Consider the following 23,533-nt stretch of genomic DNA (forward strand, 5'->3'; position numbering starts at 1 on the left):
CTGGGCTACTATCGACGGTCTGATTCGGGATTGTGCTTGCGGCGGTAGGTACCGACCATCTTCCAGAGGGTGTCGTCGAGACGCTCACCGTTTGCTTCATCTTCGAGCTGTCGGTACAGGTTCTCGGAGACTTCGATTCGAGGCATCACCTGTGTATACCGACTGGGCGTACATAAAATCTCTCTGACACGGAATCGAGTAAATGCTTTCAGTCGGGCGGTTAGCGCGTCTTGCGTGCTGAAGAGGAATCCGACATCCGGGTCGTGACGAGGCCCCTCACAGTGTACTGGTCCTCGGCGATAGCGGTGGCGACTGGACGGCTGTCGGGTGGTTTTCGAGCGCTCCTGACGCCGGTCGAGACCGATGAATAGTAATATCTCAAATTATACAAGTAGGTAGTTAATTACATAAATAGGCGGCGAAAAATTTCATAAGCTTTCACTATATTTTACAGATTGATGTGCGAAATCGGGGGTCACGACCGCTCGGAATGCGGTCCGCGATTGTATCGGCCGTTACAAGCAAACTACAGACGCCGTGAGTGGAAGCCGCCAGTCACTTCTGGAGTCACAACGCACCGCCACGTCTCGTGGATGTCGGCTGTCGAGTGGCCGTTGAATTCGACTGAGGGCGTGGGTCGGGGCCAGGGTGTTTGATTCCATGGACCCGATAGCCGCTCTCGCCGAGTCGGCCGACCCGACCATGGTTCTCTCCGGACTCGCGGTGTTCCTGGCTGTCGTCTGGACGTTCACTAATCTCTACAACTACTATCCCGTCGTCCGGTCGATCGCCGCACACCTGCTGACCGGGACATCGACCGACGACGCCGCGTTTCTGGGCACCGACCGGGTCGAGATAATTCACGAGGACGCGTATCCGGAGATCGACGTGTTCATTCCGGCCTATCAGGAACACGAGGTGATTCATCAGGCGATACGGTCGATCCGTGATACCGACTATATACAGGAGAAAATCAACCTCACCGTCCTGCTCGAACCGGACGACGAGGAGACTATCGCCCGTGTCGAATCACTCCAGGAAGAGGTCGACCTGGACCTCCTGCTGGTCCCCGACGAGTACCCCGGCTCCCCGAACAAACCGCGGGCACTCAACTACGGGTACGAGCAGACCGACGCGGATATCGTCGGCGTCATCGACGCGGAGAACGTTGTCGCGCCCGACCTCTTCGAACGCGTCGCCTCCGCGTTCGTCGCCGAGGGTCGAGATTACGTACAGGGCACCGTCGACATGGCAAACGAGGACGACGGCTGGAAGAACCTGCTGTTCCGTGCCGAATACGGCTACTGGTACCGGTTCATCGTCCCGGCGTTCAAGCGCCTGGGATTCCCGATACCGCTCAGCGGGACGACGTGTTTCTTCGGCCGCGAGACCCTCAAGGGCGTCTCCGAGCAGCGCAGAGAGCGCAAGGGGAGCCCGTGGAGCCAGGAAGACGAAGCGTGGCTGTCCGAACACGGCCTCTCCGGGGTCACGCCGTGGGACCCGGAGAACGTCACCGAGGACTTCGAGGTCGGGCTCGCGCTGTGGCTCACCGACGAGAACTTCGGACTGGTCGACTCCACGACTCGGGAGGAGTCCCCACAGGAGCTGGGGAACTGGCTCAAACAGCGCACCCGGTGGCAGAAAGGAAAACTGTACACGTTCCTCGACTTCTTCAGGAACCCTGCCGGGTCCTCGAAGGAACGCGCCCATCTGCTGTGGCAGTCGTTCCTCCCGCACGTCGGGCCGTTGAACGTGCTCGGAATCTTTTTGCTCATCGGTATCGGGTCCCTAATCGGCTTCACCCCGCAGAACCCTATCGTCGCCGGTATGTTGCTGTTCACGTCCGTGTTCTTCTTCGCCGGGCTCTGTTCGTTCGGACTGGGGTACTGGTTCGTCTCGACGGAGACGGGTGTCAAGAAGCTACTCGGGCTAAGCATCGTCGTTCTCACCGTCCCGTTCTACTGGGTGTTCCAGTGGGCGGCAGATATCCGTGCGTCCAAGCAGATTCTCCTCGGTGACCTGGGCTGGGAGAAGACTGTCCACGAGAATCACGGGCGGTTCGAACTGCTACAGGACCCGACAGACGCAGCTTCGGACGCTGCCAACCCAGCGGCTGAGGCCGCTTCGAATACGGTCGCGGGCGGGGGGACCTCGACGCCAGCCGCGGCCGGAGGGACCTCGACGGCGACCACGGCCGGGGGAACCTCGACGCCAACCGCGACCGGGGGAACCTCGACGCCGACCGGGGCCGGGGGGAGTTCGACGTCGGCTATGGCCGAGGATACGTCGTTCGGCCACTCGGTCAAGCGCGCCGTACAGAACCACTGGCTGTTGTTCCCGGTGCTGTTGGTCGCGGTCGCTCTCCGGGCCCCAAACCTGAACCGGAGCCTCTGGATCGACGAGATATACTCCGTGTCACACCGGGGGTCGATGAGCGTGGGCAACCTCATCACGACGACGTCGGACCCGCACCCACCGCTGTACTATCTGACGCTGAAAGGGTGGATGACGGTCTTCGGCCAGTCAGAGGTCGCCGTCCGGGCGCTCTCGCTCCTGTTCGGTATCGCCTCTATCGGTGCCGTCTATCTGCTGGGCCAGCGGCTGTACGACCGCCACGCCGGACTGTTCGCGGCGCTACTGATGACCGTCTCGTCGTTCCAGATACAGTACGCACAGACCGCCCGGATGTACACCATGCTGGTGTTCTTCGGCACGCTGTCGACGTACTTCTTCGTCCGCGAGTTCGACGACCACAGCGTCGTGAACCGGCTGGGGTACGTGGCCATGACGGTCGGGATGCTCCTGACGCACGTCTACGGCTCGTTCGTGGTGCTCGGACAGCTGTTGTATCTCGGGGTACGGTTCGCCAACGACTGGGATTTCGCGCAGGTGAAACAATGGACTGTGACCCAGGGTATCGCCGGCTGTCTGTTCGCCCCGTGGTTCGCGTTCGTCGCCGCCCCGAGCTACCTCCTGGGCGAGGGCCAGGAGACCCGCTGGCTCTCGGAACCGGGCCTGGCGAAACTCCGACAGGTCCTGCTTGCGTACTCGGGCGTGCCGACCAACTACCCCAAGTACGCCGTCGGGTCGGTGTCGTTCCAGGTCGGCGTGCTGGCCGCGAGTATCTTCTTTATGGTCTTTCTCTGGCGTCTCTACGCGGAACGGGGTCGGGGACTCCCGGTCTCCGGGAGCGCCCTGTCGGTCGCACTGCTCGCTGGGCTCGTCGGCGCTCCCTACGTCGTCTCCAATCTGGTGATTCCGCTGTTCGAGGTGCGGTACATGATATTCGGGTTCGTCGCAGTGGCGTTGCTCGTCGGGAAGACTATCGCCGATATCGACTACCGACCCGGCCAGACGGTCGTGCTGTTCGTTGTCCTCGGGCTGTTTCTTGCGATGGTTCCGAGCTATCACGCCGCCTCGCCGTCCGAGGACTGGGACCAGACCGCCGAACTCATCGAAGGCGACCTCGAGGAGGACTCGCTCATCGTCTACAATCCAGCCTACACGAAGGACGCAGCGGAGTTCTATCTCAGCGACGACGCACTGTCGACGGCGGACAGTGCCGCGGTCCAGCCCGGCAGGGGGCCCCCCGACGGGCTGACGAACACCACCCACGAGCAGGTGTGGGTCGTCAACATCCGCGGGGAGAACCTGGGGGTGACCGACCGCGCGCTGTCGGACAGCCACACGGTGGAGCGAAACGACACCGTCGGGAACACGGCTATCCGTCTCATCGAGTACCGGAAGACGGGCGCCACCACCGCGGACGGTGGCACCGCCAACGCCACCACGGAGGGGAACGATGACTGACCCGTCCGTCGGCGTCGTCGTCCCCGCCTACCGGCCGGACGTGGCCCAGCTCCGTGGCTACCTCGAACGCATCGATGAAGAACTCGGGCCGGCGTCGATACTGGTCGAACTCGACTCGCCGCGTGAGGAGACAGTGGCAGCGCTCGCCGACACCGTGGCCCGCGTCGAGTCTGTCCAGCGCCGTCGCGGCAAGGGAGCGGCGATAACGACAGGGTTCGAGCGACTGGAGACTGACGTACTCGCCTTTGCCGATGCCGACGGCGCGACGCCGGTCGACTCGTTCGAGGACGTCCTCGACCCGGTCCTGCGTCGCGACGCGGAACTGGCTGTCGGCTCGCGACGCCATCCGGAGTCGGAAATATCGGACCAGCAGACGCTGCTCCGGCAACTGCTGGGCGACACGTTCAGCTGGCTCGCCGGCACGCTCCTCTCGGCCCGGCTCCACGACTACCAGTGTGGCGCGAAGGCCGTCGACGCGGAGAGCTGGCACGATATTCGAGGACACCTGTGTGAACCGGGGTTCGCGTGGGACGTCGAACTCGTCGCTATCGCCGGTGCGATGGACCTGTGCATCGAGGAAGTCCCCATCGAGTGGGAGGACCAGCCCGGCTCGACCGTCTCGCCGGTCCAGGATTCGCTCGACCTCTTTCGCGCCCTGCTAGCAGCGCGGAAGCGCTCGAAAGCGCTCCGGGACGACCGGTTCAACAGCACTGGCGCCGTCCGGGACAATCAAGAGACGCCGCTTATCAAACAACAGTGAGTCTCACTGATACCGTCCCAGACCGGCTCGAACCGCTCCTCTCGGGGGTCCGATTCGGCCAGTTCCTCTCGGTCGGTGTCGTCGGTGCCGTCAGCGACACCGTCGTCCTCACGACGGCCACGCTCGTCGTTGGACTCCCGCAGCTGTGGGCCAAAGCCGCCGGTATCGAGACGGCGATTCTGGTCATGTTCCTCGTCAACGAGCACTGGACGTTCGCCAACCGGGGGAAGTCGGGACGCGGTGCGTTCCTGAAACGTCTCGGGAAGTCACACCTCGTCCGCTCGGGCGGCGTGACTATCCAGCTCCTCGCCTTCGCCGGCCTGACGCGGTGGGTCGACGTGTCCTTTGCCGTCGCCGGAATCGACCTCTGGTTCCTCGCGGCCAGTCTCCTCGCCATCGCGGTCGCTATGGGCGTCAACTACGCCTTCGAGAGCATCTTCACCTGGCAGGTCCACCGCGACGGGTAGCGGTTACTGGCCACGTATTTGCTGGCGGACCCACTCGCCGGTCTCGGTGAGGCTGTCGGTCGTCCAGTCGTCCGTGGTCCCCTCCTGCCAGATGCCGGACGTGCGCCAGTCGTCGGAGTAGCTCCAGAACGCCCAGCTGATGTCGTTGTCCGAGAGGATATCCATGAACGCCTGCGTGCTGTCGAAGTCACTGGCCCCGTCGCCGCTGGCCTCCATGCTGCCACATTCGGTGACGAAGATGGGGAGCTCCTGGGCGGCGTCGGCGAGCTGGTTTCGCTCCCACTCGCCGTGGGTGGCTGCGTAGAAGTGGAAGGCATACAGGAGATTGTCACCCTCGACCGGGTTGTCGATTATCTCCTGGGGGCCGTCGGCGCCGATGTCGGCGAGGCCAAGCGAGGACCAGCCCCGGGTTCCGACGACGATCGGGCTCTCCGAATCGTGGCCGCGGATAATCGGGATGATGGTTTCGGCGTACTCCTTTACCGAGGCCCAGTCGACGTCGTTCGGTTCGTTACAGATCTCGAAAATAATGTTGTCCTTGTCGGCGTGTTCGGCGGCCATCTCGTCGAAGAACCGCTCGGCGTGGTCGAGGTTTTCCAGCGGGTCGCCGGGGTCGTGGATGTGGAAGTCGATGATGGCGTACATCCCCCGGTCGGTGACTGCCTCGACTATCTGGTTCACTTCGTCGGTAAAGCCCTCTGGGTCGGTCTCGTACCCGCCCTCCTGGATGTACATCGCGACCCGACAGAGGTCGGCCGTCCAGCCGTCCGCCAGCGCGTCGAGCGCGTCCGGTGTGAGGAACTCGTCCCAGCCGTACCACTGGATTCCGTGTGTGCTCATTCCGCGTAACTGGACGGGGTCACCGGCTGCGTCACAGAGTGCAGTCCCGTCGACCTGTAACTGGCCGTGGCGGTCGACCGGCGTCTGGCCGTCGATACTGTCGCTCTCCTCGTCGTCACTCGAGTCGCTCGACCCGATTCGTGTCCAGAGGTCACTCTCCGCCGCGGGTTCGTCCCCCTCGGTCCACCAGTTTGCCTCCCAGTCGTCGCCCTCGTGAGTGACGCGGACGCCCCCCCTGTAGACGCCGTCTGCCGTCCACGCGGGATACCCGTCGGTCCCCGACTCCTGGCCGACTCGACCCCACACTGCGACGGTGTCGGCTGGCTCGTCACCCTTCGTGTACCAGTACGCTCGCCAGACGTACCCCTCGTGACTCACCTGGTCACCGTCGCGGTACGCCCTGTCGGACTCCCACGCATCGACTGTCTCCGTGGCACCGACAACTGTTCCCGTTGCGGACAACCCGCCCAGCGCCGTGACGGCACGGAGGAAACTCCGCCGAGTATCTTTCATAACAGCGGGGAGCGTGTTACCGGGTATAAATTGCGAGCCCAAGTTATCAAATGTAATAATAACTGCCGGATAATTCATGCAAAGGTGGTGTTAAATCCGCTTATATTGCGTTCTGTAGCGACACTCCGAATTCATGCTCTATTTCAGTATCTAATAACCACGGGGCGATGTGGGTCCAAACAGCGGCCACTGGCAGACGGGCTCGTCGACGGTCTGTGTCGCGGTCCAGCAGATATCGGCGCTATCGGAACCCCCCTCGCAGGCGTTCCTCGACGCACGATTAGTGGGCGTTGGGCCGCTCTCGTGAGGGACGTTGCGGCGTGCCACTCGACATGTCCGCGACACACTCACGACAGAACTGGTAGCCCTCTTGGTTTCTCGCACCGCAGTTGGCACAGGTGACCACACCCATCGCCTGCTCGTCACTGGTGGCCGGCGGCGTCGCCCCGGGGTCGGACTGTGCGGCTCCGTTCGCTGGTTCGCCCTGGCGGCGATAGGCGTACAGCATCGTCAGGATGTGCACGCCCACCAGTAGGGCGATGGCACCGTACAGCCATTCACTCCCGAGCATAGCTGACACTACGGTGAGGCGACACTTGAGGGTTGTGCATAGTTCACACGGATGGGTGCGCCTAGCTGGTCGCGTCCGCCCGTCGACGGCCCGACACAGCGGCCTGTGACCGTTCGCCAGCTGTCACGACCAGACGCTGTATGTCGCCAGCCTGCCGAGCGTTCAAATAGGGTGCCGGGGCCACCACCTCGCCATGGGACAGCGCACGCTCGTGGTCGTTCCGCGACCCGGAGGCGGCTTCAACTGTCGATACGCCCACTGGGGTGTGACGGCCGACCCGCTCGCCCAGTCCCGGCCACTGGGCCGCGAGTGGTCGGCCGGGGCCGTCCTCGACGAACTCGACGCCAGCTACGAGCGGCTGCTCGTCGCCGACGGGACTCCCCGCTGGTACTGTGTCTGCTGGCTCGACCCGACGCTCGCCGAGCCCGACGACATCGTGCTGGCACGGACAGACGACCCCGACGGCTTGGTCGCGCGCTGGACTGAGGCCAAGAGCCACGCCGTCGACGCGGTGGCCGACGGCCTCGCCCCCGACGCGGCCAGGGCGGGGCTCTTGCTCGGGCTGGCCCGTCGAGCCGACACACTCTACCGGGGCGACGACGCGTCCTTTTTAGGCGACGACCGTTAATCGCCAGCCGTGACCGCCGACAGCGCCGTCGAGACACTCTCGTATCCGGAGACCGACACCGTCCGTGACCTCGTCGACCGCGCCATCGACCGGGGCGCGATGGTGACCCTGTTCGGTCGCTGTACGGTCGAGTACGACGGCCGCGCGGCGAGTTCGCTCGGGCCGGGCGACCGCCACGTGACGCTGAAACCGGACGGGGCGGCGCTGGTCCACACCGACGAGGGCCAGCAGCCGGTCAACTGGCAGCCGCCGGGCTCGGCCCACTCGGTCAGTGCCGCCGACGGCGCCCTCGAACTTTGCTCGGAGCGGTCCAACCCGGACGAGACACTCGAGATATCCTTCGAGACGGTGGCCCACGCCGCCGCCTTCGACGTGAGCGACCCTGAAGAGTTGGCTGTCACCGGGACCGAAGCCGACCTCAAAGAGCGCATCCTCGAGGACCCAGACCTCGTCGAGCCCGGCTTCACGCCGCTGGCGACCGAGCGGGCGACCCCCGCCGGCGCCGTCGACATCTACGGCGAGGACGAAAGCGGTCGAACTGTCGTCGTCGAGCTGAAACGGCGCCGCGTCGGACCGGACGCGGTCGGCCAGCTCGACCGGTACGTCGACGCCCTGGAACGGGATCTCCACGCGGGGACGGCGGTTCGGGGCATCCTGGTCGCCCCGTCGGTGACCGACCGGGCGCGCCAGCTGCTCGCGAAGAAGGGGCTGGAGTTCGTCTCGCTCGAACCGACCTAGTACACTTCGACCGCTTCGTCCGTCACCACGACGCGGTGGCCGGCGTAACTGAAGGTCACGTGTGCTGCGCTGTCAGGGTCGTCGAGGAATCGCTCGAGGGCTTCGGGGTCGACCACGTCGCCGAGGGGGCCGAGCGACTGGGGGTCTATGTTCTCGGCGGTCGCGACGGCGCGGAGGATGGCCATTGCCAGCGAACTGGTGCCCGTCTGCTGCCGGACGAGCGGGGGTCCATCTGTTCTCCCACCAGAACAGTTCATGTAATTAGTATATTTATTCAAACAAAAAGGCCTGGTACCTTACTTGTTAGTAAGTCCTACTCGACCCGGTCAGCGAGGTCGGCCAGCGTGTTGAGCGCGTCCAGTGGCGTCATCGTCGCCACGTCGACCTCCCGAAGCAGGGACTCGATGTCGTCGTCGGCCGCTCGACCCGCTGGCAGCCCCTCGCCGGTCGGCCGGTCGGAGACGGCGCCGTCATTCCCGCTCCCACCTCGGCCGCTTGCCTCGGCTGCCGGGGCCTCGCCGTCTGCCGCCAGACGCTCCCGGGCGGCCTCGACGACGGGCTCGGGCACCCCGGCCATCGCCGCCACCTCGACGCCGTAGGACGCGGCGGCCGGCCCGTCGGCCAGTTCGTGGTCGAAGACGACCGAGCCGTCTTCCCGGGAGGTCTCGAAGTGGCGGTTGGCCACCCCCGACAGGTCGTCGGCCGCCGCCGTGAGGTCGTGGTGGTGGGTCGCAAAGAGGGTGTAGGCCCCCACCTCGTCGTGAAGGTACTCCGTCACTGCGCGGGCGATGGCCAGCCCGTCGGCCGTCGAGGTGCCACGACCGACCTCGTCCAGCAGGACCAGCGAGTCGGCGGTCGCCTCCGTCAGGATGGTCGCAAGCTCCGTCATCTCTATCATGAAGGTGGAGCGACCGCCGGCGATGTCGTCGCTGGCGCCGACACGCGTGAACACCCGGTCGAGTATCGGCAGGGCAGCCGACGACGCCGGGACGAACGAGCCGGTCTGGGCGAGGACCGAGCAGAGTGCGACCTGGCGCATGTAGGTGGACTTCCCGCTCATGTTCGGGCCGGTGAGGACGACGAAGTGGGGGGCGTCGCCGTGCTCGGAGCTGTGAAGGTCGGTATCGTTCGGGACAAACGACTCCTCGGTTCGCTCGACGACGGGGTGGCGCCCGGCCTCGATGTCGATGCCGTCGGCGCCGACGGTGGGCCGGCAGTACCCCCGCGTCGCGGCGACCTCGCCGAAAGCCACGAGAGCGTCCAGTCGAGCGAGCTTCTCGGCCAGCGCCTGGACGCGTTCGGCCTCGGCGGCGACGGCGTCCCGGACCCGACAGAACAGCTCGTACTCCAGGTCGTCGGCCGCCGCCTCGGCCCGGAGAATCTCCTCTTCGCGGCTCTTCAGTTCGGGCGTGTAGTAGCGCTCGCTGTTCTTGAGCGTCTGTCGGCGCTGGTAGTCCTCGGGCACCGCATCGAGGTTGGCGTTTGTCACCTCGATGTAGTAGCCATGCACCGCGGTGTGGCCGACCTTCAGCGATTCGATGCCGGTGCGCTCGCGTTCGCTCGCTTCGAGGTCGTCGATCCACGCCTTGCCCGACCGCTCCGTCGAGCGCAGCTCGTCCAGCTCGTCGTCGTACCCCGAACGAATCACGCCGCCCTCGGTGACCTGCTGGGGCGGGTCCGGCCGGATAGCGGCCTCTATCTCCTCGCGGGTCTCCGTGAGCGGGTCCAGCGTGGCGTGCAGGTCCGCCAGTAGCCGTGCGTCCGCGTCGGCGAGGGCCTCGCGGATGCCGGGCACCACCGACAGCGTCGCCGCCAGCGAGCGCAGGTCACGGGCGTTGGCCCGGCCGCGAGACACCCGCGAGATGAGCCGCTCGATGTCGTACACCTGCGAGAGCAGCTCGTGGAGCCGCTCGCGGGTCCCGGGGCTGCACTTCAACTCGCCGACGGCCTCGTGGCGCGCCTCGATGCGGTCTGTGTCTAGCAGCGGGCGACGCAGCCAGTCCGTGAGCTTGCGCCGCCCCAACGCAGACGCCGTCTCGTCGAGCGTGTCCACGAGCGTCAGGTTCCCGTGGCCACGCACCGAGCGCCGGTCGAACAGCTCCAGGCTCTCGACGGCGACGGCGTCGAGCAGCATGTACTCCCGGGGGTCGTAGCGGGTGAGGTGGTTCAGATAGTCCAGGGTCCCCTCCGGGTCGACGTCGGGGTCGACCGGCTCCCCGTCCGGGCCGACGGCCCCCGACTTTCCCCGGGTGTACTCGGCGTAGGAAAGCAGGGCGCCCGTGGCCCGCACCTCGCTCTCGCCCGCCAGCAGCCGCTCGGGCGGCCCGAAGTACCGCTCGATGCGCGCCTCGGCCCGGTCGACGTCGAAGGCGTCGGCGTCGTACTCGGTGACCAGACAGGCCCCGCCAAAGACGGCCTCGTCCACATCGACGTCGGGCCCGACGATGGCTTCGGCGGGTCCGAAGCGGCGCAGCTCGTCGGCGACGGCCGTCGTCGAGTCCACGCTGGTCGCGTAACACGCGCCGGTCGAGATATCGACGAGGGCGAGGCCGTACGCCTCGCCCCGGGCAAGCGCCGCGACGTAGTTGCTGTCGGCCCCGTCGAGCAGCTCCGCCTCGGTCAGCGTCCCCGGCGTGACGACCCGCGTGACGGCCCGCTCGACGACGCCGCTGACCTCGTCGGGGTCCTCGACCTGGTCGGCGATGGCGACCCGATAGCCCGCGTCCAGCAGCGTCTCGATGTAGCTCTCGGCGTTGTCGATGGGGATGCCCGCCATCGCGTACTCGCCCGTGGAATCGCTGCGCTGGGTGAGCGTTATCTCACACAGCCGGGCGACCCGCTCTGCGGCCTCGCAAAACGCCTCGTAGAAGTCCCCAACCTGAAAGAGGACCAGTGCCTCGTCGTACTGTTCGCACAGCTCGAAGTACTGGGCCATCATCGGCGTCAGCTCGTCGTCCAGCTCGGCCATCTTCGCCGGTGGCCCGAGGGCCGCGTCCATATCCGACCTGGCGGGGTCGCCGGCAAAATACCCCACGGTCGGGCGTCATTTCAGCGGCTCCTATCGGACGCGCTCGAATCCAGAACGACGAGGATGTACGAGGCGATAAATCCGAGCGCGTAGCCCAGCAGGTGGACGTAGAGATTCAGCACCCGCCCACTGACGACGGAGTCGCCAGTGGCAGCCCCAGGAAGAGCCCCGCCACCACGACGCCCAGCTCAAAGCGACGGCGGCAGCGTCCCCACCGCCAGCAACACCGCCGGAACCACACTTACGAGCAGGAGGTCGGCGACCATCGCTGGCGTGCGTAGCGTCTCGACGCCGTCGGGCGCCTCCTCGACACCGTCTATCCGTACGGTATCGACGGTCGCCCGGCGGTATCACAACGCGGTAGCCTGCCAGTGCCACGAGGCGCCGATAGCACGCACGGTGCCCAGCGCCGGCGGCGCGTGCGGGCCGGCGAGGCCTTTTGTCCGTCGGCTCCGTAGGGCGTCCATGACGAGCGACGGCGTACGCACAGTCGACACCCGCGAGCAGCTCGATACGCTGCTGGCCGACCACGAGCGGGTGCTGGTGATGGTCCGCACCGCCGGCTGTACCATCTGCAAGTCGATGTCGCCGATTCTCGACGGCGTCGACCGCACGACCGACGCGACCGTCGTCGAGTTCAACCCCCGAACGGACCTCGACGCCGTGGCCGACTTCGCCGTGCGAAGCGTCCCCACCTTCCTCCTGTTCGTCGACGGCGAGCTGGTCGACCGCCGGGCCGACGGCTTCGTGCCGAGCGAGGACCTCACCGCGTTCGCGGCCAGCGACTGAGAGTGTCTCACAGGCGTGGCCAAACGTTTTCACGGTATTCGCCGTAGTCCTCGGGTGATGTCCCTCCAGATTGGCCCCGTTCTCCGCTCGGCCGGGGCGCAACTGCTCAGTCGTACCGGCGCGATACTGCTTGCCGCGTACATCGCCCTGACGGCCGCGCTCTTGCCGCTCAGCAACACGATGCTGGTCCGCATCTACGAGCGGGTCGGGCTCACCGAGCCGGCCGAGGTGATACCGCTGGTGCTCGACGTCCCGCTGTCGGTCGCCGTCGGTGGCTACCTGCTGGGCGTCCTCGTGGGCTCGTATCTCTCCGTCGTCGCCGTCCGGACGTTCGTCGCCGGCGACGGGGGTCAGTTCCCCTCGGGGGCCTTTACCCGGAACGTCCCGCTGGCTATCGCGAACGTCGTCGTGGGCGGGCTGGTGTACGGGCTGGCCGTGGCTGTCGGCTCCCTCCTGCTCGTCGTCCCCGGACTTCTGGCCTACATCGCGTTCCTGTTTATGCTCCCCTACGTCGCCGTCGAGGACCGGAACTTCGTCGACGCCCTGCGGTCGAGCTACCGCCTGAGCAAAGGTAACTGGCTCATGCTGGGGGTGCTCTTGCTCGTCGTCGTCGGCGTGTCCGGGGGGTTGGCGCCGTCGGCGGGGTGGTCGCGGGACTGCTCTTGCCGCCCGCACTCGGACAGCTCTCGCTCGCCGCCATCCAGTCGCCGGCCTCGCTGTTTTCCCTTGCCGTTATCGCCGCGGCGTTCGACCAGCTCCGCGGGGCGAGCGACGACGGGTCCGGGTCGACCCCGGCTGGCGAGACGGCCTCGACGCCAGCCTAATCGTCGGTCAGCCGGACCGTGACGACCGGCACCGGCGACCGGCGGACGACCTTCTCGGCGACGCTACCGATGAGGTAGTGGTCCAGCCCGGTCCGGCCGTGGGTGCCCATCACGACTATGTCCATCCCCTCCTCGTCGACGTACTCGAGGATGGCCGTCTTCGGGACGCCCTCGATGACGTCGGTCTCGACGGCCACGCCGTCTCCCAGCGCCGCGACCGTCGTCTCGATGGCGTGGTCTGCCCGCTCGCCCTCTGCCTCCTTCCAGGCCTCAGACGAGAGGCCGCTGGCCGGGCTCTCGAAACGGTTGCGCGTGTCGACCACCGAGAGCACGTGGACGGTGGCGTCGAACCGCTGTGCGATGGCTTCGGCGTGTGTCGCAGCCTGTGCGATACCGTCGCTGCCGTCGGTCGGGAGCAGGATGTCGTCGTACATAGCAGGGCAGAGAACGTCGACGGAGTAAACAGCTTGGGCACAGTGCCCGCTTCAGACCGCGCCCGAGGCCATCAGGAACAGCGCGACCGCGATAATCCCGAAGAGGATGCCGACGCCCTTCTTGATGAGCTCCGTGTCGATGGCCGCCGAGACGTAGGGGGCAATCTGGCCGCCCGTGACCGTCGCCGGCACCGTCCAGACGACCATGTTCCACGGCGTCGAGGCCAGATCGAGACTGTGGCCGCCGGGGACCACGGCGCCGCCGAAGACGTGGACCAGCGAGGCCAGCACCGCAGTGAGTGCGACGACGATGTGGTTGGTGCCGATGGCAATCCGCACCGGGACGTTCGTTCGGAGCATCGAGATGATGCCCAGCTCGCCGACGCCGAAACCGGCCAGTCCCTGGAAGACGCCGCCGATGCTGTAGTTCCCGAAGCGTTCGAGCCAGCCGGCCCGCGAGTAGCTGTAGTCGTCGCCCTCGCGGTCGACCCGGGTGACCGTACCGTCCTCGGCCGTCTCGACGCCGGCCGGGCCGAGCTTGTCACTGTCGTCGGGCAGTTCGGGCCCGCCGTCAGCTGAGACTTCCGCCTCCTCGCTGCTGGCCTCACCGGGCTCCTCGTGGCCCAGGTCGGCCTTGAACAGGAGGACGGAGGCGGCGATGAGCGCCAGTCCGAGCAGCGCGTGGAACACCGGGGCGGGGATGACAAAGGAGAGCAGGGCGCCGGCGACCACGAAGGGGACGGCTCCCAGCACCAGACTGAGCGCCAGCTTCCGGTCGACGAGCCCGTACTGGACGAACGCCAGCGCGGAGGAAGAGAGGCCGAAGGACTCGCTGATGAGGCCGATTTTCACGAGCGTCTGGGAGTCCAGCGTCTCGCCGGCGAGCAGGGGAAAGATGAAGATGAGGAAGGGGACAAAGAGCGCGGACCCGCTGATACCGACGGTGTTGACGATAGTCGCTCCGAGGAGGAAGAAGAAAAAGAGCCACCAGTATTCCAGCCAGTAGCCGGTGCCGGAGCCGCTTGTCGGGGCCAGGAAGTACACAGACACGATAAACAGCAGTGGCGCGAGGAACACGAATACGTGCTGGTACTTCAGGAAGGCCTTCTGAATGCTGTCGGACGATGACGACGTGGTCATTGAGCGTGAATCCTGTGTTGGGAATTGCAGTATAAAATCGTTGTTCTATCTCCCATCTATTGCGATGATTCGTGTAGAACCGCCCGTAATCGGGATAATACGTAATCCACGTTACCCGTAGATTACTTTTGTGGCCCGCGTGCGCGGACACAAATCCCTAATATTTATTATTGCAGGTGTGGTAGTGTGTATCGTAATGAGCTATCCCGAAGGGCCAACTGCGGCGGAGCAGTCGTACGACGAGACAGAGGCGGTCGACCCGGCCCCGACGGACGGCGCGTTCGCGAGCGTACTGCGGTCGATACGCACCCACCTCGACACGTGGAACCGTCGCTACGTCGAGATGCGCGTCGACGCGCGAACCGGCCGTCGCGGGCAGTAAGAACTCCTTTTATACGCCGTCGACCAGCCGTTCCAGTTGCTCGGGTGGCACCGCACCGCGAGCGGCGTGGCCGTCGTAGGCGAACGTCGGGACACCGGTGACACCCTGTTGCTGTGCGCGCTGGAACTGCTCGTGGACAGCCTCGCGGTGGGCCTCGTCCGCAAGGATGTCGTGGACGCGCTCGTGGTCGACACCGACCGAGTCGGCGATGTCGGCCAGCACGTCGGCGTCCCCGATGTCGCGCCCGTCCCGCCAGAGCGCGTCGAGGACGGCCTCGTCGAAGGCGAGCCACGTCTCGTAGTCCTCGCTCTCTTTGAGCGCGTAGGAGACGATCTGGGCCGGCAGGGAGTCGACGTCGGTGGCTATCTCGAGGTCCATCTCCACGCCGTATTTCTCCTGGAGCCGCCGGACGCCCTGCTTGGCCTCCTCGTAGTACTCGTCGTCTTTCCCGGTGTCGACGCTGTGGTCGATGGTGCCGTCCGCGCGGCGCTGTCCGCTCCGGAGGTCGAAGGGGTGCCAGTCGATTTCGAGGGGCGCCTCGCGGTTCGCCTGGTACTGGTCCAGTGATGCCCGGCCGAGATAACAGAACGGGCAGACGTAGTCAGAGTAGACCGTTATCCGCTCGCTCGCCTGTTGTTCACTCATACAGCCTCGTATCCGCTCGACCGGCAAGAACAGGCGTCGGTCGTGCGCAAGCTGTGCACACCCACTCGCCGTCTGGTCACGTGCCGTCGCGCAGGTGGCCGGCGACGGCGTCGAGGTGGGCCTGTCCGACGACGGCGACGACAGCCCCGGCACCGGCGAGTGCCGCCAGCCGGTCGGCCATGTACCGCTCGCGGGCCGCCCGGCGAATCGCGGCCGCCGGCGGCGAGCTAAAGGCCTGCAACATCGCCTGAGCGGTGTCGATACGGCGCCGCTCCTCGTCGGCCTGCGTGTCCGGGTCGTCCCTGTGACCGGTGTCGTACGTCGTGGGCGGGTCGACAGTGACCTGCACCGCGGTCAGTGCCGCGATAGCGGCTGTGACCCGCCGCCTGACGGCCCGCGAGGTGACCGACCGGAGCGCCGCGGCCGTCCGGCGAACAGTAGTCGGGGCGGCCCGCTCGGCGTACAGTTCGGCGGCGAGATAGCGCAGAAAGTCCACGGAGGGGCCGTCGATACCGACGACGCGGTCGGTGTCGGCCGCCTGGACCGCGGCGCTCATCTCCCCGCCCAGCGCCGGTGGCGTCTGCTCGTCGTCGGCGTGGTGGGCCGCCAATGGCACCGCGAGGGGCGGCAGTTCGAGCGCGAGCACGTCGGGGGCGACCGCCTCGACCACCGTCCGGGTCCGGTAGATGCTCGCGGGATGGTCGTGGAGGACGCCGACGAGGACGACGCCGCCCACACGCGCGATGGTCGCCTCGTCGAGCCGGGGGTCGGCCGCCGCCTGTTCGGGCCACGGGTCGGGTGTGATACCCGACACACGGTGGATGGCGAGCATTACCTTTTCGGATAGTATAGATTAACCGATATTACTGTCCGGTGCCTGACGCCGGGACGGCGTACGACTTCCCTACTCTCCTGTCAGTGCCCGTGTATGTATACGTGTGAGAGAACAAACAGGAGTATGGCGAGCGACCAGGTCATCGAACTGCTTCGCAAGGCGTACAGCGACGAGATAGAGACCGTGATGAACTACCAGACGAACGCGATCGTCCTCGACGGCGTCCGCGCAGAGGAGATAAAGGAGAGTCTCCAGACGGATATCCAGGAGGAGTTGGGCCACGCCGAGATGCTCGGCCAGCGCCTGAAACAGCTGGAGGCCCAGCCGCCTGGGTCGGCCGAGTTCGTCGCCCGGCAGGACTCGCTGCAGCCCCCCGAGGACTCGACCGACGTCTTCTCCGTCATCGAGGGCGTCCTCGACGCCGAAAACGACGCCATCGAGACGTACCGCGACCTCGTCCATGCCGCCGAGGACGCCGACGACCCCGTCACCGAAGACCTGGCAGTGACGATTCTTGCCGACGAGGAGGCTCACCGGACGGAGTTCCGTGGCTTCCGCACCGAGTACCGCAGCGACTGACTGCCGCCGTGTGGCCGCCCGGCTGCGGCTTCGGTAAGCTCGGCCCGCCGTCGGTTGGACGGATTTGAGCTACCCACGGCTAAAGCCGTGGGTTTTCGCCTCGCACTATCTATACTGTCGACACTGGGCTGGACAGACGCTGACGAGGAACACTACGCGCTCAACGAGGACCAGGTCGAACACGTAACAGACGACGAGGTCCGGCTCAGCTCGGGGCTGTAAGGCGCGACTCGGTCGCGCTTTTTTGACCGTCCGGGAGATTCTTCGACGCAGCTATACTCCGCCCAGCGACCGTCGGGTCTAGCCCTGTTGGACTGCGTTCAGCACTGTCTCGACCCGCTCGACGACCGTGGCGGCGCCGTCGGCAAGCACCACTACCTGCCCCGCCACGCCGACCGCGCCGGGGTCGACGATGGCTACCGGCGCGTCGTCGTGCCCGTCGAGCGCTTGCTCGACCAGCGCTTCGGGCGTGGCCTCGGCTTCCCGCTCGCCGTCGGCCACGGTCACGACGGGACCGTCGAGGGTCGCGACCGCGCTCTCGGCGTCGTCGGACAGCCGGCAGGTGACCGCGAACCGACTGGACGGCTCCGCTTCCCGCACCGCCAGCAGGAAGCGAGCCAGCTCCGGTTCCGCACCGAAGCGGACGCCGTGGTTCGGCCGGGGCCCGGCCATCGTCAGCGTGATGCGCCCGTCGACGGCAGCCACCTCGTCGGGCCGCTCCGCGTGGGGAGTCGCGCCCGCGACGGCCATCCCCGATTCGGGGACCAGCGGGGCGAGCTTGTTCTCGGTCAGCGCCGCGGCGACGCTCTCGACGGCCTCGCTCGTCTCTTCGCGGGCGGCTGTGTCGCGCAGTTCGACCGTGTGGTGGACTGCGCCCGGCCCCTCGCCGACGTCTAAGTTGTAGCGGACTGCCCGAGCGAGGAGGTCGATACCCCTTGCGACCGCGTCGCCGAGGTCGTCGCCGCGGGCCAGCCGGGTCGCGATGGCCGCCGAGAGCGTACAGCCCGACCCGTGGGTCGCGTCGGTGTCGACCCGGTCGTGGCGGTAGGTCCCCACGGCGTCGTCGGTCACTAGCACGTCGACGATATCGTCGCCGGCGACGTGCCCGCCCTTGACCAGGGCGGCGTCGGCGCCCATCGCCACGAGGTCCTGTCCCGCCGCGGCCGCGTCTTCGGGGTCGTCGATGGCTCGGCCTGTCAGTACTTCAGCTTCGTCGGCGTTGGGTGTGACTACCGCCGCCTCGGCGACGAGGGCCTCGTAGGCGTCCTCGGCCTCGGCGGCCAGCAGGCGGTCGCCCGACGTCGCCACCATCACCGGGTCGACGACGAGGTTCGGGAGGTCGGCTGCGCGCTCCGCGACGAGCTCGATGACCTCGCTGGTGGCGAGCATCCCGGTCTTGACCGCCGCGACGTCGAAGTCCTCGCGGACGGCGCGTATCTGGGCCGCGATGTCGTCGGTCGGCAGGAGGTGGCTCCCCTGGACCCCCGTCGTGTTCTGTGCCGTGACGCTCGTGATGGCGCTGGTCCCGAAGGCCCCGCCGGCCTCGATGGTCTTCAGGTCGGCCTGGATGCCGGCCCCGCCGCCCGAGTCACTCCCCGCGATGGTGAGCACGACCGGTGGCGCTACCGGCGACTCCGTCCGTTGCATAGCCGGGGGGTCGGCGGGCGGCCCCAAAGCAGTGCCGACTCCCGCCATCGTCGCCGTAAAGCCGTACGTACTCGTCCCCGAACCGGGAATAAACCGGCAATATGCGCACCATCCTAGTATGCTAATAATACTTCATACGACACCCGGGAAAGGCTTATACGGTAGAACTGCCCAACCATCACCTGCACAATGGCATCGGCCCCCAGTAATACGCAGCAAGCAGACGAGCAGTACGGCGCTTTCACGACCGGCGACGGCGACGTTGTCGTCTACGATACGGACAACCCCGAGGCGTGGCTCCAGTCCGACTACGCCGTCGAAGTAGGCCCCACCTCCGAGCGGACAAGCGCCTAGTTCTCCCCTCTCGCTCACCAGCTCGAACCGACAGCTATCACCGATTGCGCGCCCGCGCCGTCACGAGGTCGACGGTCGCGGTCGTGGTTTTCGCCCCCTTACTCGAGCTTTCCCAGGTACTCCTCGAAGGTCCCCCAGAAGGGGTCCACGCCGGGGTGGTCGGTCGGCTCGCCGTCGACGACCAGCCCGGAGCCCTCGACGACTTCCCCGGCGTCGGCCGCCGGAATCCCCTCCGATTCGAGTGCTGTGAGCACGTCGTCGACGCCCTCGGGCTCGACCGCCGCGAGCAGGGTCCCCTCGCTGATGGATATCCACGGGTCGATGTCGAAGAAGTCACAGGCCTCCCGGACCCCGGGCTGGACCGGGACGCGGTCGGTCTCCAGTTCGATGCCGACGCCGGCCGCGCGGGCCATCTCGTAGAGTCCGCCGTAGATGCCACACTCGGTCGCGTCGTGCATCGCCGTCACCGGCCCCGCCGCGGCCGCCGTCAGGGCGTCCCTGACAGGGCTCATGTCGTAGAAGCGGTCGGTCGCGTCCGCGACGGTCGCGGCGTCCAACTGCTCGGCCATGAGCGACTCGAACTGGATGGAAAGCAGCCCCGTCGCCTCGATAGCGGGGCCTTTCGTGACGACGATGCGGTCGCCGACGCTCGCGCCGTCGGGCCGGACGAGCTCGGCGAAGTCGCCGACCGAGACGGCCGTCGCGCCACCGACCATCGGGTAGTTACAGCCTGCGTACCGGCCGGTGTGGCCCGTGACGACCGAGACGCCCAGTTCACGGGCCTCTTCGTCGAAGGTCTCCCACACCGTCTGGAACTCCTCGTTCGTGATTTCGGGCGGGAGGTTGAAGTCGATGGACAGATGCGTCGGCGGGAGTCCGGAGACGGCGACGTCGCTCATCAGGATGTGGAAGGCAAACCAGGCGGCGCGCTCGAACCCGAGCGACGGCATCACGAAGACAGGGTCGCTGGCCATCGCGACGGCCCGCTCGCCGACGTCGATAACGCCGAAGTCGACCCCGTGTTGCGGGCCGAGCGGGACGTCCTCGCGCTCGGCGCCGAGGTTCGGATAGATGTACTCGTCGAAGAAGTCGCGGTCGACCTTTCCGAGTTCGGGCATACGTGGTGATATTCCCGGATGGTACAAAATCGTGCCTGTGCCCTTTCTCAGTCCGGGGGTGGATTTTTCACCGCTATCGACGAACTGTCAACGTATGAATAGAACTACCAGCGCCATCGTCGGTGGGTTCGTCGGGACGGCGGCGATGTCGGTCGTCCTGACGATTCTCGAGGTCGAGGTCCGGTACGGACTCGGCGTCTTCGACGCTATCGCGCGGTTCGTCCGTGTGCCCGGTGACCCGGTACTTGGCTTTGCCATCTACGTGATGGTCGGCACCTTCGGCTGGCCGCTGCTCTTTTTGAGCCTCGAGCGGTACGTCCCGCTCTCGCTGGACCCCGCAGTCGCCGGGACGTTGCTCGGCACCGTGCTCTGGCTCGGCTTCGCCGTCATCGGGCGGGGTGACCTTGCCGGTGCGCTCCTGCTGGTCTATCTCGCAGCCACGCTCGTGGCGCATCTGGTCTATGGCTTCTCGATGGGTGCCGTCTACGCCGAACTCGCGACACACACGACCGCCAGCGACGACGCTGTCAGCGATGTCCCGTGACCGAGTTCACGGTCGGGGCTCCCGGCCGAAATTTTATGCAAGCTAACAACTTTTCCGTGGCCACGCACTAGCACGCTCGGAGGTCACCGATGCCAGCACACGAATTTCCGGACGAAGACGACGACCGTGAACGCGCGCCCGCTCCCGAGCGTATCATCGACCGGATAATCAACGGCCGACTCGCGCGGTGAGGTTCCAGGCCGTCCCCTTTTTCGTGCTCATCGCCGACGCGCCAGCAGCGCCAGCAGGGCCGCGACCACGACCAGGCCGGCGGTAAAGCCCGGCCCGCTGCCCTCGCTCGTCCTCGCCGGACCGTCGCTGGTCGGCGCGACGACGGTTACCGAGACCGGGTCGGCGGCCCCCGCACCGAGTCGCACCGTCCCGGCCGTCGGCAACGCGACGCTGACCGACACCTCGGTCATGTCGCCCGGCGCAAGCGTCACCGTCCGCTCGGTGACCGTCTCGCTGTCCCGCGTGAACGCGACGGTGCCGTTCGCGGGGACCGCCGCGTCGTTGCTCACTGTCGCTGTGACGGTCGCCTGCTGGCCCACCTGGAACTTCCCGCGGTCCACGCTGACCTCGCTGACGGTCGGCTCGGCGGGCTCCTCGACGACGACCGTCACCGTCTCCTCGCCCACGCCGACGGTGTACTCGCCGGCCCGCTCGAAGGTGTGTGCGAGCGGGACCGTCCGCTCGCTCTCCGCGTCTATCTCTCCGGTCGCCGACGTGACGACGCTCCCGTCGACGGTCAGCGTGGCGTCGTACTCGCCCGACGCGCCGCCTGTGTTGCTGACGACGGTATCGACCGTCAGCGTCTCCCCGGTCGCCAGCCGGACCGGCGTCGCCGAGACGGTGCCGTTCCGGTAGGGCCCGCTCGCCCGGTAGCCGTCGGCGGTATCCGGGAGCGCGTAGCCGACCTGTGCCGGGACCGTCTTGAACAGCCGTGACTGGGTCCGCTGGTCCCACATCGAGAGGGGCTCGCTGGTCTCCGATATCTCGACGGCCGTCGCCCGTGGCTCGGCCCCGCCGGCGGTCTCGACGGCCTCGAGGAACTCGGCCTGCGTCACCGGCGACTCCCTGCTGTTTAGTTCCCGTACCACCACTTCGAGTGTCCCCGAGCGGTTCGTCGCCGCCCGCAGCGCCAGGTCGACTCGCCCCGCCGCCAGCGCCCCCTTGATGTAGTTCGCGTTGACCGTCCACGTCGACGGGTTCGAGAGCACGACGTCGTCGTAGGTCGAGCGCTCGCCGCTGGCGAGATAGCGGCGGTACTCGTCGAAGCCGATACGCTCCTGTTCGAGGGTCAGCTCCGCGGCGTAGTACTGGGCCGTCGCCTCGGTGAGCCAGCGCGTCTCGGTCGTGGTCCGGAACGCCTGTCGCGTGTGGACGTACTCGTGGAGCCAGACGTTCGACGGTTCATCGAGCCGTTCGAAGTCCCTGACCCAGAACTCCGACTCGCCGGTGGCCAGTCCCCGCACGCCCCACTCGAGTCGGTCGGTCGGCGCCGCAAAGGCGACGACTGTCTCGTCCCGGTCGCCGATTCGCAGCGACTGCGAGGCGTTGGTCAGCGAGTCAAGGATGGCCTCGGGGGGTTCGTCCAGGTCTGCCGCCTCGGGGACCACCAGTCGGAACGTCTGGCCGTTCTGGCTCCGTTCGACGGTCGACACCTCGCCGAGGAACACCATGCGGTCGCCGACTGCGCCCGAGCCGGCCGTCCGCGTCCGTCGGTCCACGCCCGGCTGAGACCCGGTGTAGCTGTATCCAGTGGATGTCCGGAACTGCCTGAGCAGCGCCCATTCCCCGGTATCGGCGAAGATATACCGACCGTCGGCCGCTTCCGGGCCGGTCTTGCTGGTGGTCTCGTTCGGATTGAATCTGAGCGTGATACTCGGGTTCGACGTCGACTCGTCCCATTTGTAGGTCGTATCGTTGACGCGGTTGAACCCGTCCGTGTCGGTGACCGTCCCCTCGTCGACGAGCGAGGCCCGCAGCGACCGCACCCGGTCGGGCAGCCGGTAACTGAGCGTTACCCGCACTTCCCCCGGCCGGTCGGGCGTCAGCGCGTACGTGCCCGTCCGGACGATGGCGTCGTCGGTCTGTGTCGCGTTGCCGGTCGCCAGGTCGGCGTCCGTCGCCAGCGTGGTCCCGACCTGCCCGGTCCCGCTCGCGACGGCGGCGCCAGTCATCGACACGACGAGAAGCAGTGTGAACGCTCCGGCGGCCCACCCGCGGTCCGTCCTGCGCATTATGGACCGCTTACGGCTCGCCGGTAATATACTTGGCCGCCGTTCGCTCGGCTGTCACACCGGAACCGCGTTCGGATTTCTAAACGCCGGTGGGGCGACGGTCGGCCGCCTCAAGCGCGCTCCAGTCGCGCCGCGATGTCGTCGAACACGTCGCCGACACGGTCGCGGATATCGTCGCGAATCTCCCGAACCGCATCGAGGTCCTGCCCGTCGGGGTCGTCGAGCGCCCAGTCCCGGACCTCGACGTCGGCGTCTAACTCCAGCGTCGAACAGCCCATCGTCACCACGAGGTCACACGCCAACAGTTCCTCGGTCGAGACCGAACGCGGCGTCCGGTCCGAGAGGTCGACGTCGAGTTCCCGCATTATCTCGACCACTTCCTCGTGGACGTGGTCTGCGGGGTCGGTCCCGCCAGTGACGACCTCGACGTGGTCGCCGAGCTCGCGCTCTTCGACCTCGCGCTCGGCGAAGGCGGTCGACATCTGGGAGCGGCCGGCATTTTGTACACAGACGAAGGCGACGCGGAACGGGTCTGTCATTGGTCGCACTCCGACGACCACGTAAATGGTGTTTTCGGTGCCCTGGCGTCTCTATACCGCTATGTAGGACTATTTGTGGTTCGTGAGCCGGGAGTCGCCCGGCAC

Annotated in this window: 25 protein-coding genes; 12 read left to right on the forward strand and 13 right to left on the reverse strand. The window is 66.7% G+C overall.

Annotated features, from left to right (window positions below):
• Positions 1-8: 8 nt before the first annotated feature.
• Positions 9-146, reverse strand: a complete 138-nt coding sequence (locus tag EGD98_RS17075) for a hypothetical protein (RefSeq protein WP_220589607.1) — start codon at positions 144-146, stop codon at positions 9-11.
• A 514-nt stretch (positions 147-660) separates the two neighbouring features.
• Here EGD98_RS17075 and EGD98_RS17080 point away from each other — a divergent pair.
• Genes EGD98_RS17080 through EGD98_RS17090 form a run of 3 tightly spaced genes read left to right on the forward strand, consistent with a single transcriptional unit; the run spans position 661 to position 5,037 of the window.
• On the forward strand, positions 661-3,810 hold the full coding sequence (locus EGD98_RS17080) for a glycosyltransferase (RefSeq protein WP_220589608.1): 3,150 nt from the start codon (positions 661-663) through the stop codon (positions 3,808-3,810).
• Positions 3,803-4,570: a glycosyltransferase gene (locus EGD98_RS17085; RefSeq protein ID WP_220589609.1), complete on the forward strand. Its 768-nt coding sequence runs from the start codon at positions 3,803-3,805 to the stop codon at positions 4,568-4,570. Before EGD98_RS17080 ends, EGD98_RS17085 begins: the two co-directional genes overlap by 8 nt.
• Positions 4,567-5,037, forward strand: a complete 471-nt coding sequence (locus tag EGD98_RS17090; RefSeq protein WP_220589610.1) for a GtrA family protein — start codon at positions 4,567-4,569, stop codon at positions 5,035-5,037. Before EGD98_RS17085 ends, EGD98_RS17090 begins: the two co-directional genes overlap by 4 nt.
• A 3-nt stretch (positions 5,038-5,040) precedes the next feature.
• Here the strand turns inward: EGD98_RS17090 and EGD98_RS17095 are convergent, their stop codons facing one another.
• Together EGD98_RS17095 and EGD98_RS17100 are read right to left on the reverse strand one after the other, a co-directional pair.
• The gene (locus EGD98_RS17095) at positions 5,041-6,390 is read right to left on the reverse strand and encodes a cellulase family glycosylhydrolase (protein ID WP_220589611.1); all 1,350 of its coding nucleotides are present in this window, start codon (positions 6,388-6,390) and stop codon (positions 5,041-5,043) included.
• 280 nt (positions 6,391-6,670) lie between these two features.
• Positions 6,671-6,961, reverse strand: coding sequence for a DUF7577 domain-containing protein (locus tag EGD98_RS17100; RefSeq protein WP_220589612.1), 291 nt, complete (start codon positions 6,959-6,961; stop codon positions 6,671-6,673).
• Between the two features lie 193 nt (positions 6,962-7,154).
• Here EGD98_RS17100 and EGD98_RS17105 point away from each other — a divergent pair, with 193 nt between their 5' ends.
• Positions 7,155-7,589, forward strand: coding sequence for a hypothetical protein (locus tag EGD98_RS17105; protein WP_220589613.1), 435 nt, complete (start codon positions 7,155-7,157; stop codon positions 7,587-7,589).
• Positions 7,590-7,598: 9 nt separating this feature from the next.
• Positions 7,599-8,327 carry an endonuclease NucS gene (gene nucS / locus EGD98_RS17110; protein ID WP_220589614.1) on the forward strand — a complete coding sequence of 243 codons (729 nt, stop codon included), beginning with the start codon at positions 7,599-7,601 and terminating at the stop codon, positions 8,325-8,327.
• On the opposite strand, the gene EGD98_RS17115 is transcribed toward nucS, so the two are convergent.
• The gene (locus tag EGD98_RS17115) at positions 8,324-8,584 is read right to left on the reverse strand and encodes a HalOD1 output domain-containing protein (protein WP_220589615.1); all 261 of its coding nucleotides are present in this window, start codon (positions 8,582-8,584) and stop codon (positions 8,324-8,326) included. The genes nucS and EGD98_RS17115 overlap by 4 nt on opposite strands.
• A gap of 56 nt (positions 8,585-8,640) precedes the next feature.
• On the reverse strand, positions 8,641-11,325 hold the full coding sequence (gene mutS / locus EGD98_RS17120) for a DNA mismatch repair protein MutS (RefSeq protein ID WP_220589616.1): 2,685 nt from the start codon (positions 11,323-11,325) through the stop codon (positions 8,641-8,643).
• A gap of 495 nt (positions 11,326-11,820) precedes the next feature.
• Here mutS and EGD98_RS17125 point away from each other — a divergent pair, with 495 nt between their 5' ends.
• Positions 11,821-12,144: a thioredoxin family protein gene (locus tag EGD98_RS17125; protein ID WP_220589617.1), complete on the forward strand. Its 324-nt coding sequence runs from the start codon at positions 11,821-11,823 to the stop codon at positions 12,142-12,144.
• 57 nt (positions 12,145-12,201) lie between these two features.
• A complete protein-coding gene (locus tag EGD98_RS17130; RefSeq protein ID WP_236039588.1) occupies positions 12,202-12,990 on the forward strand; it encodes a DUF7847 domain-containing protein in 789 nt (262 codons plus the stop codon).
• Here the strand turns inward: EGD98_RS17130 and EGD98_RS17135 are convergent.
• A complete protein-coding gene (locus tag EGD98_RS17135) occupies positions 12,965-13,402 on the reverse strand; it encodes a universal stress protein (protein ID WP_220589618.1) in 438 nt (145 codons plus the stop codon). The genes EGD98_RS17130 and EGD98_RS17135 overlap by 26 nt on opposite strands.
• A gap of 51 nt (positions 13,403-13,453) precedes the next feature.
• Entirely contained in the window at positions 13,454-14,542 is a 1,089-nt protein-coding gene (locus EGD98_RS17140; RefSeq protein ID WP_220589619.1) for a sulfite exporter TauE/SafE family protein, read from the reverse strand.
• 196 nt (positions 14,543-14,738) lie between these two features.
• Here EGD98_RS17140 and EGD98_RS17145 point away from each other — a divergent pair, with 196 nt between their 5' ends.
• Positions 14,739-14,924, forward strand: a complete 186-nt coding sequence (locus EGD98_RS17145) for a hypothetical protein (protein ID WP_220589620.1) — start codon at positions 14,739-14,741, stop codon at positions 14,922-14,924.
• 9 nt (positions 14,925-14,933) lie between these two features.
• Here the strand turns inward: EGD98_RS17145 and EGD98_RS17150 are convergent, their stop codons facing one another.
• Together EGD98_RS17150 and EGD98_RS17155 are read right to left on the reverse strand one after the other, a co-directional pair.
• Positions 14,934-15,569: a DsbA family oxidoreductase gene (locus tag EGD98_RS17150; RefSeq protein ID WP_220589621.1), complete on the reverse strand. Its 636-nt coding sequence runs from the start codon at positions 15,567-15,569 to the stop codon at positions 14,934-14,936.
• 76 nt (positions 15,570-15,645) lie between these two features.
• Positions 15,646-16,401: a hypothetical protein gene (locus tag EGD98_RS17155; RefSeq protein WP_220589622.1), complete on the reverse strand. Its 756-nt coding sequence runs from the start codon at positions 16,399-16,401 to the stop codon at positions 15,646-15,648.
• A gap of 126 nt (positions 16,402-16,527) precedes the next feature.
• On the opposite strand from EGD98_RS17155, the gene EGD98_RS17160 reads away from it, so the two are divergent.
• Both EGD98_RS17160 and EGD98_RS21075 read left to right on the forward strand, forming a co-directional pair.
• Positions 16,528-16,983: a ferritin-like domain-containing protein gene (locus EGD98_RS17160; RefSeq protein ID WP_220589623.1), complete on the forward strand. Its 456-nt coding sequence runs from the start codon at positions 16,528-16,530 to the stop codon at positions 16,981-16,983.
• A gap of 87 nt (positions 16,984-17,070) precedes the next feature.
• Positions 17,071-17,205 (forward strand): hypothetical protein, encoded by a 135-nt coding sequence (locus EGD98_RS21075; protein WP_268899792.1) that lies wholly within the window; start codon positions 17,071-17,073, stop codon positions 17,203-17,205.
• Positions 17,206-17,283: 78 nt separating this feature from the next.
• Here the strand turns inward: EGD98_RS21075 and thiD are convergent, their stop codons facing one another.
• A complete protein-coding gene (thiD, locus tag EGD98_RS17165) occupies positions 17,284-18,630 on the reverse strand; it encodes a bifunctional hydroxymethylpyrimidine kinase/phosphomethylpyrimidine kinase (protein ID WP_220589624.1) in 1,347 nt (448 codons plus the stop codon).
• A gap of 189 nt (positions 18,631-18,819) precedes the next feature.
• Here thiD and EGD98_RS17170 point away from each other — a divergent pair, with 189 nt between their 5' ends.
• Positions 18,820-18,984 (forward strand): DUF7331 family protein, encoded by a 165-nt coding sequence (locus tag EGD98_RS17170; protein ID WP_220589625.1) that lies wholly within the window; start codon positions 18,820-18,822, stop codon positions 18,982-18,984.
• A gap of 98 nt (positions 18,985-19,082) precedes the next feature.
• Here the strand turns inward: EGD98_RS17170 and EGD98_RS17175 are convergent, their stop codons facing one another.
• Entirely contained in the window at positions 19,083-20,102 is a 1,020-nt protein-coding gene (locus tag EGD98_RS17175; protein ID WP_220589626.1) for an AIR synthase family protein, read from the reverse strand.
• A 94-nt stretch (positions 20,103-20,196) separates the two neighbouring features.
• On the opposite strand from EGD98_RS17175, the gene EGD98_RS17180 reads away from it, so the two are divergent.
• A complete protein-coding gene (locus EGD98_RS17180) occupies positions 20,197-20,646 on the forward strand; it encodes a DUF6789 family protein (RefSeq protein WP_220589627.1) in 450 nt (149 codons plus the stop codon).
• 218 nt (positions 20,647-20,864) lie between these two features.
• Here the strand turns inward: EGD98_RS17180 and EGD98_RS17185 are convergent, their stop codons facing one another.
• Positions 20,865-22,889: a hypothetical protein gene (locus EGD98_RS17185; RefSeq protein ID WP_220589628.1), complete on the reverse strand. Its 2,025-nt coding sequence runs from the start codon at positions 22,887-22,889 to the stop codon at positions 20,865-20,867.
• Between the two features lie 110 nt (positions 22,890-22,999).
• Entirely contained in the window at positions 23,000-23,428 is a 429-nt protein-coding gene (locus EGD98_RS17190) for an arsenate-mycothiol transferase ArsC (RefSeq protein WP_220589629.1), read from the reverse strand.
• Between the last annotated feature and the right edge of the window lie 105 nt (positions 23,429-23,533).

Origin of the sequence: Haloarcula salinisoli (assembly GCF_019599405.1) — an archaeon.
Classification (GTDB): Archaea; Halobacteriota; Halobacteria; order Halobacteriales; family Haloarculaceae; genus Haloarcula; species Haloarcula salinisoli.

Coding starts and splice junctions, on each gene's coding strand:
- EGD98_RS17075 (WP_220589607.1), bottom strand. CDS start 146: ATGCCTCGAATCGAAGTCTCCGAGAACCTGTACCGACAGCTCGAAGAT.
- EGD98_RS17080 (WP_220589608.1), top strand. CDS start 661: ATGGACCCGATAGCCGCTCTCGCCGAGTCGGCCGACCCGACCATGGTT.
- EGD98_RS17085 (WP_220589609.1), top strand. CDS start 3,803: ATGACTGACCCGTCCGTCGGCGTCGTCGTCCCCGCCTACCGGCCGGAC.
- EGD98_RS17095 (WP_220589611.1), bottom strand. CDS start 6,390: ATGAAAGATACTCGGCGGAGTTTCCTCCGTGCCGTCACGGCGCTGGGC.
- EGD98_RS17100 (WP_220589612.1), bottom strand. CDS start 6,961: ATGCTCGGGAGTGAATGGCTGTACGGTGCCATCGCCCTACTGGTGGGC.
- EGD98_RS17105 (WP_220589613.1), top strand. CDS start 7,155: ATGGGACAGCGCACGCTCGTGGTCGTTCCGCGACCCGGAGGCGGCTTC.
- EGD98_RS17115 (WP_220589615.1), bottom strand. CDS start 8,584: ATGAACTGTTCTGGTGGGAGAACAGATGGACCCCCGCTCGTCCGGCAG.
- mutS (WP_220589616.1), bottom strand. CDS start 11,325: ATGGACGCGGCCCTCGGGCCACCGGCGAAGATGGCCGAGCTGGACGAC.
- EGD98_RS17125 (WP_220589617.1), top strand. CDS start 11,821: ATGACGAGCGACGGCGTACGCACAGTCGACACCCGCGAGCAGCTCGAT.
- EGD98_RS17130 (WP_236039588.1), top strand. CDS start 12,202: ATGTCCCTCCAGATTGGCCCCGTTCTCCGCTCGGCCGGGGCGCAACTG.
- EGD98_RS17135 (WP_220589618.1), bottom strand. CDS start 13,402: ATGTACGACGACATCCTGCTCCCGACCGACGGCAGCGACGGTATCGCA.
- EGD98_RS17140 (WP_220589619.1), bottom strand. CDS start 14,542: ATGACCACGTCGTCATCGTCCGACAGCATTCAGAAGGCCTTCCTGAAG.
- EGD98_RS17145 (WP_220589620.1), top strand. CDS start 14,739: ATGAGCTATCCCGAAGGGCCAACTGCGGCGGAGCAGTCGTACGACGAG.
- EGD98_RS17150 (WP_220589621.1), bottom strand. CDS start 15,569: ATGAGTGAACAACAGGCGAGCGAGCGGATAACGGTCTACTCTGACTAC.
- EGD98_RS17155 (WP_220589622.1), bottom strand. CDS start 16,401: ATGCTCGCCATCCACCGTGTGTCGGGTATCACACCCGACCCGTGGCCC.
- EGD98_RS17160 (WP_220589623.1), top strand. CDS start 16,528: ATGGCGAGCGACCAGGTCATCGAACTGCTTCGCAAGGCGTACAGCGAC.
- thiD (WP_220589624.1), bottom strand. CDS start 18,630: ATGCAACGGACGGAGTCGCCGGTAGCGCCACCGGTCGTGCTCACCATC.
- EGD98_RS17170 (WP_220589625.1), top strand. CDS start 18,820: ATGGCATCGGCCCCCAGTAATACGCAGCAAGCAGACGAGCAGTACGGC.
- EGD98_RS17175 (WP_220589626.1), bottom strand. CDS start 20,102: ATGCCCGAACTCGGAAAGGTCGACCGCGACTTCTTCGACGAGTACATC.
- EGD98_RS17180 (WP_220589627.1), top strand. CDS start 20,197: ATGAATAGAACTACCAGCGCCATCGTCGGTGGGTTCGTCGGGACGGCG.
- EGD98_RS17185 (WP_220589628.1), bottom strand. CDS start 22,889: ATGCGCAGGACGGACCGCGGGTGGGCCGCCGGAGCGTTCACACTGCTT.
- EGD98_RS17190 (WP_220589629.1), bottom strand. CDS start 23,428: ATGACAGACCCGTTCCGCGTCGCCTTCGTCTGTGTACAAAATGCCGGC.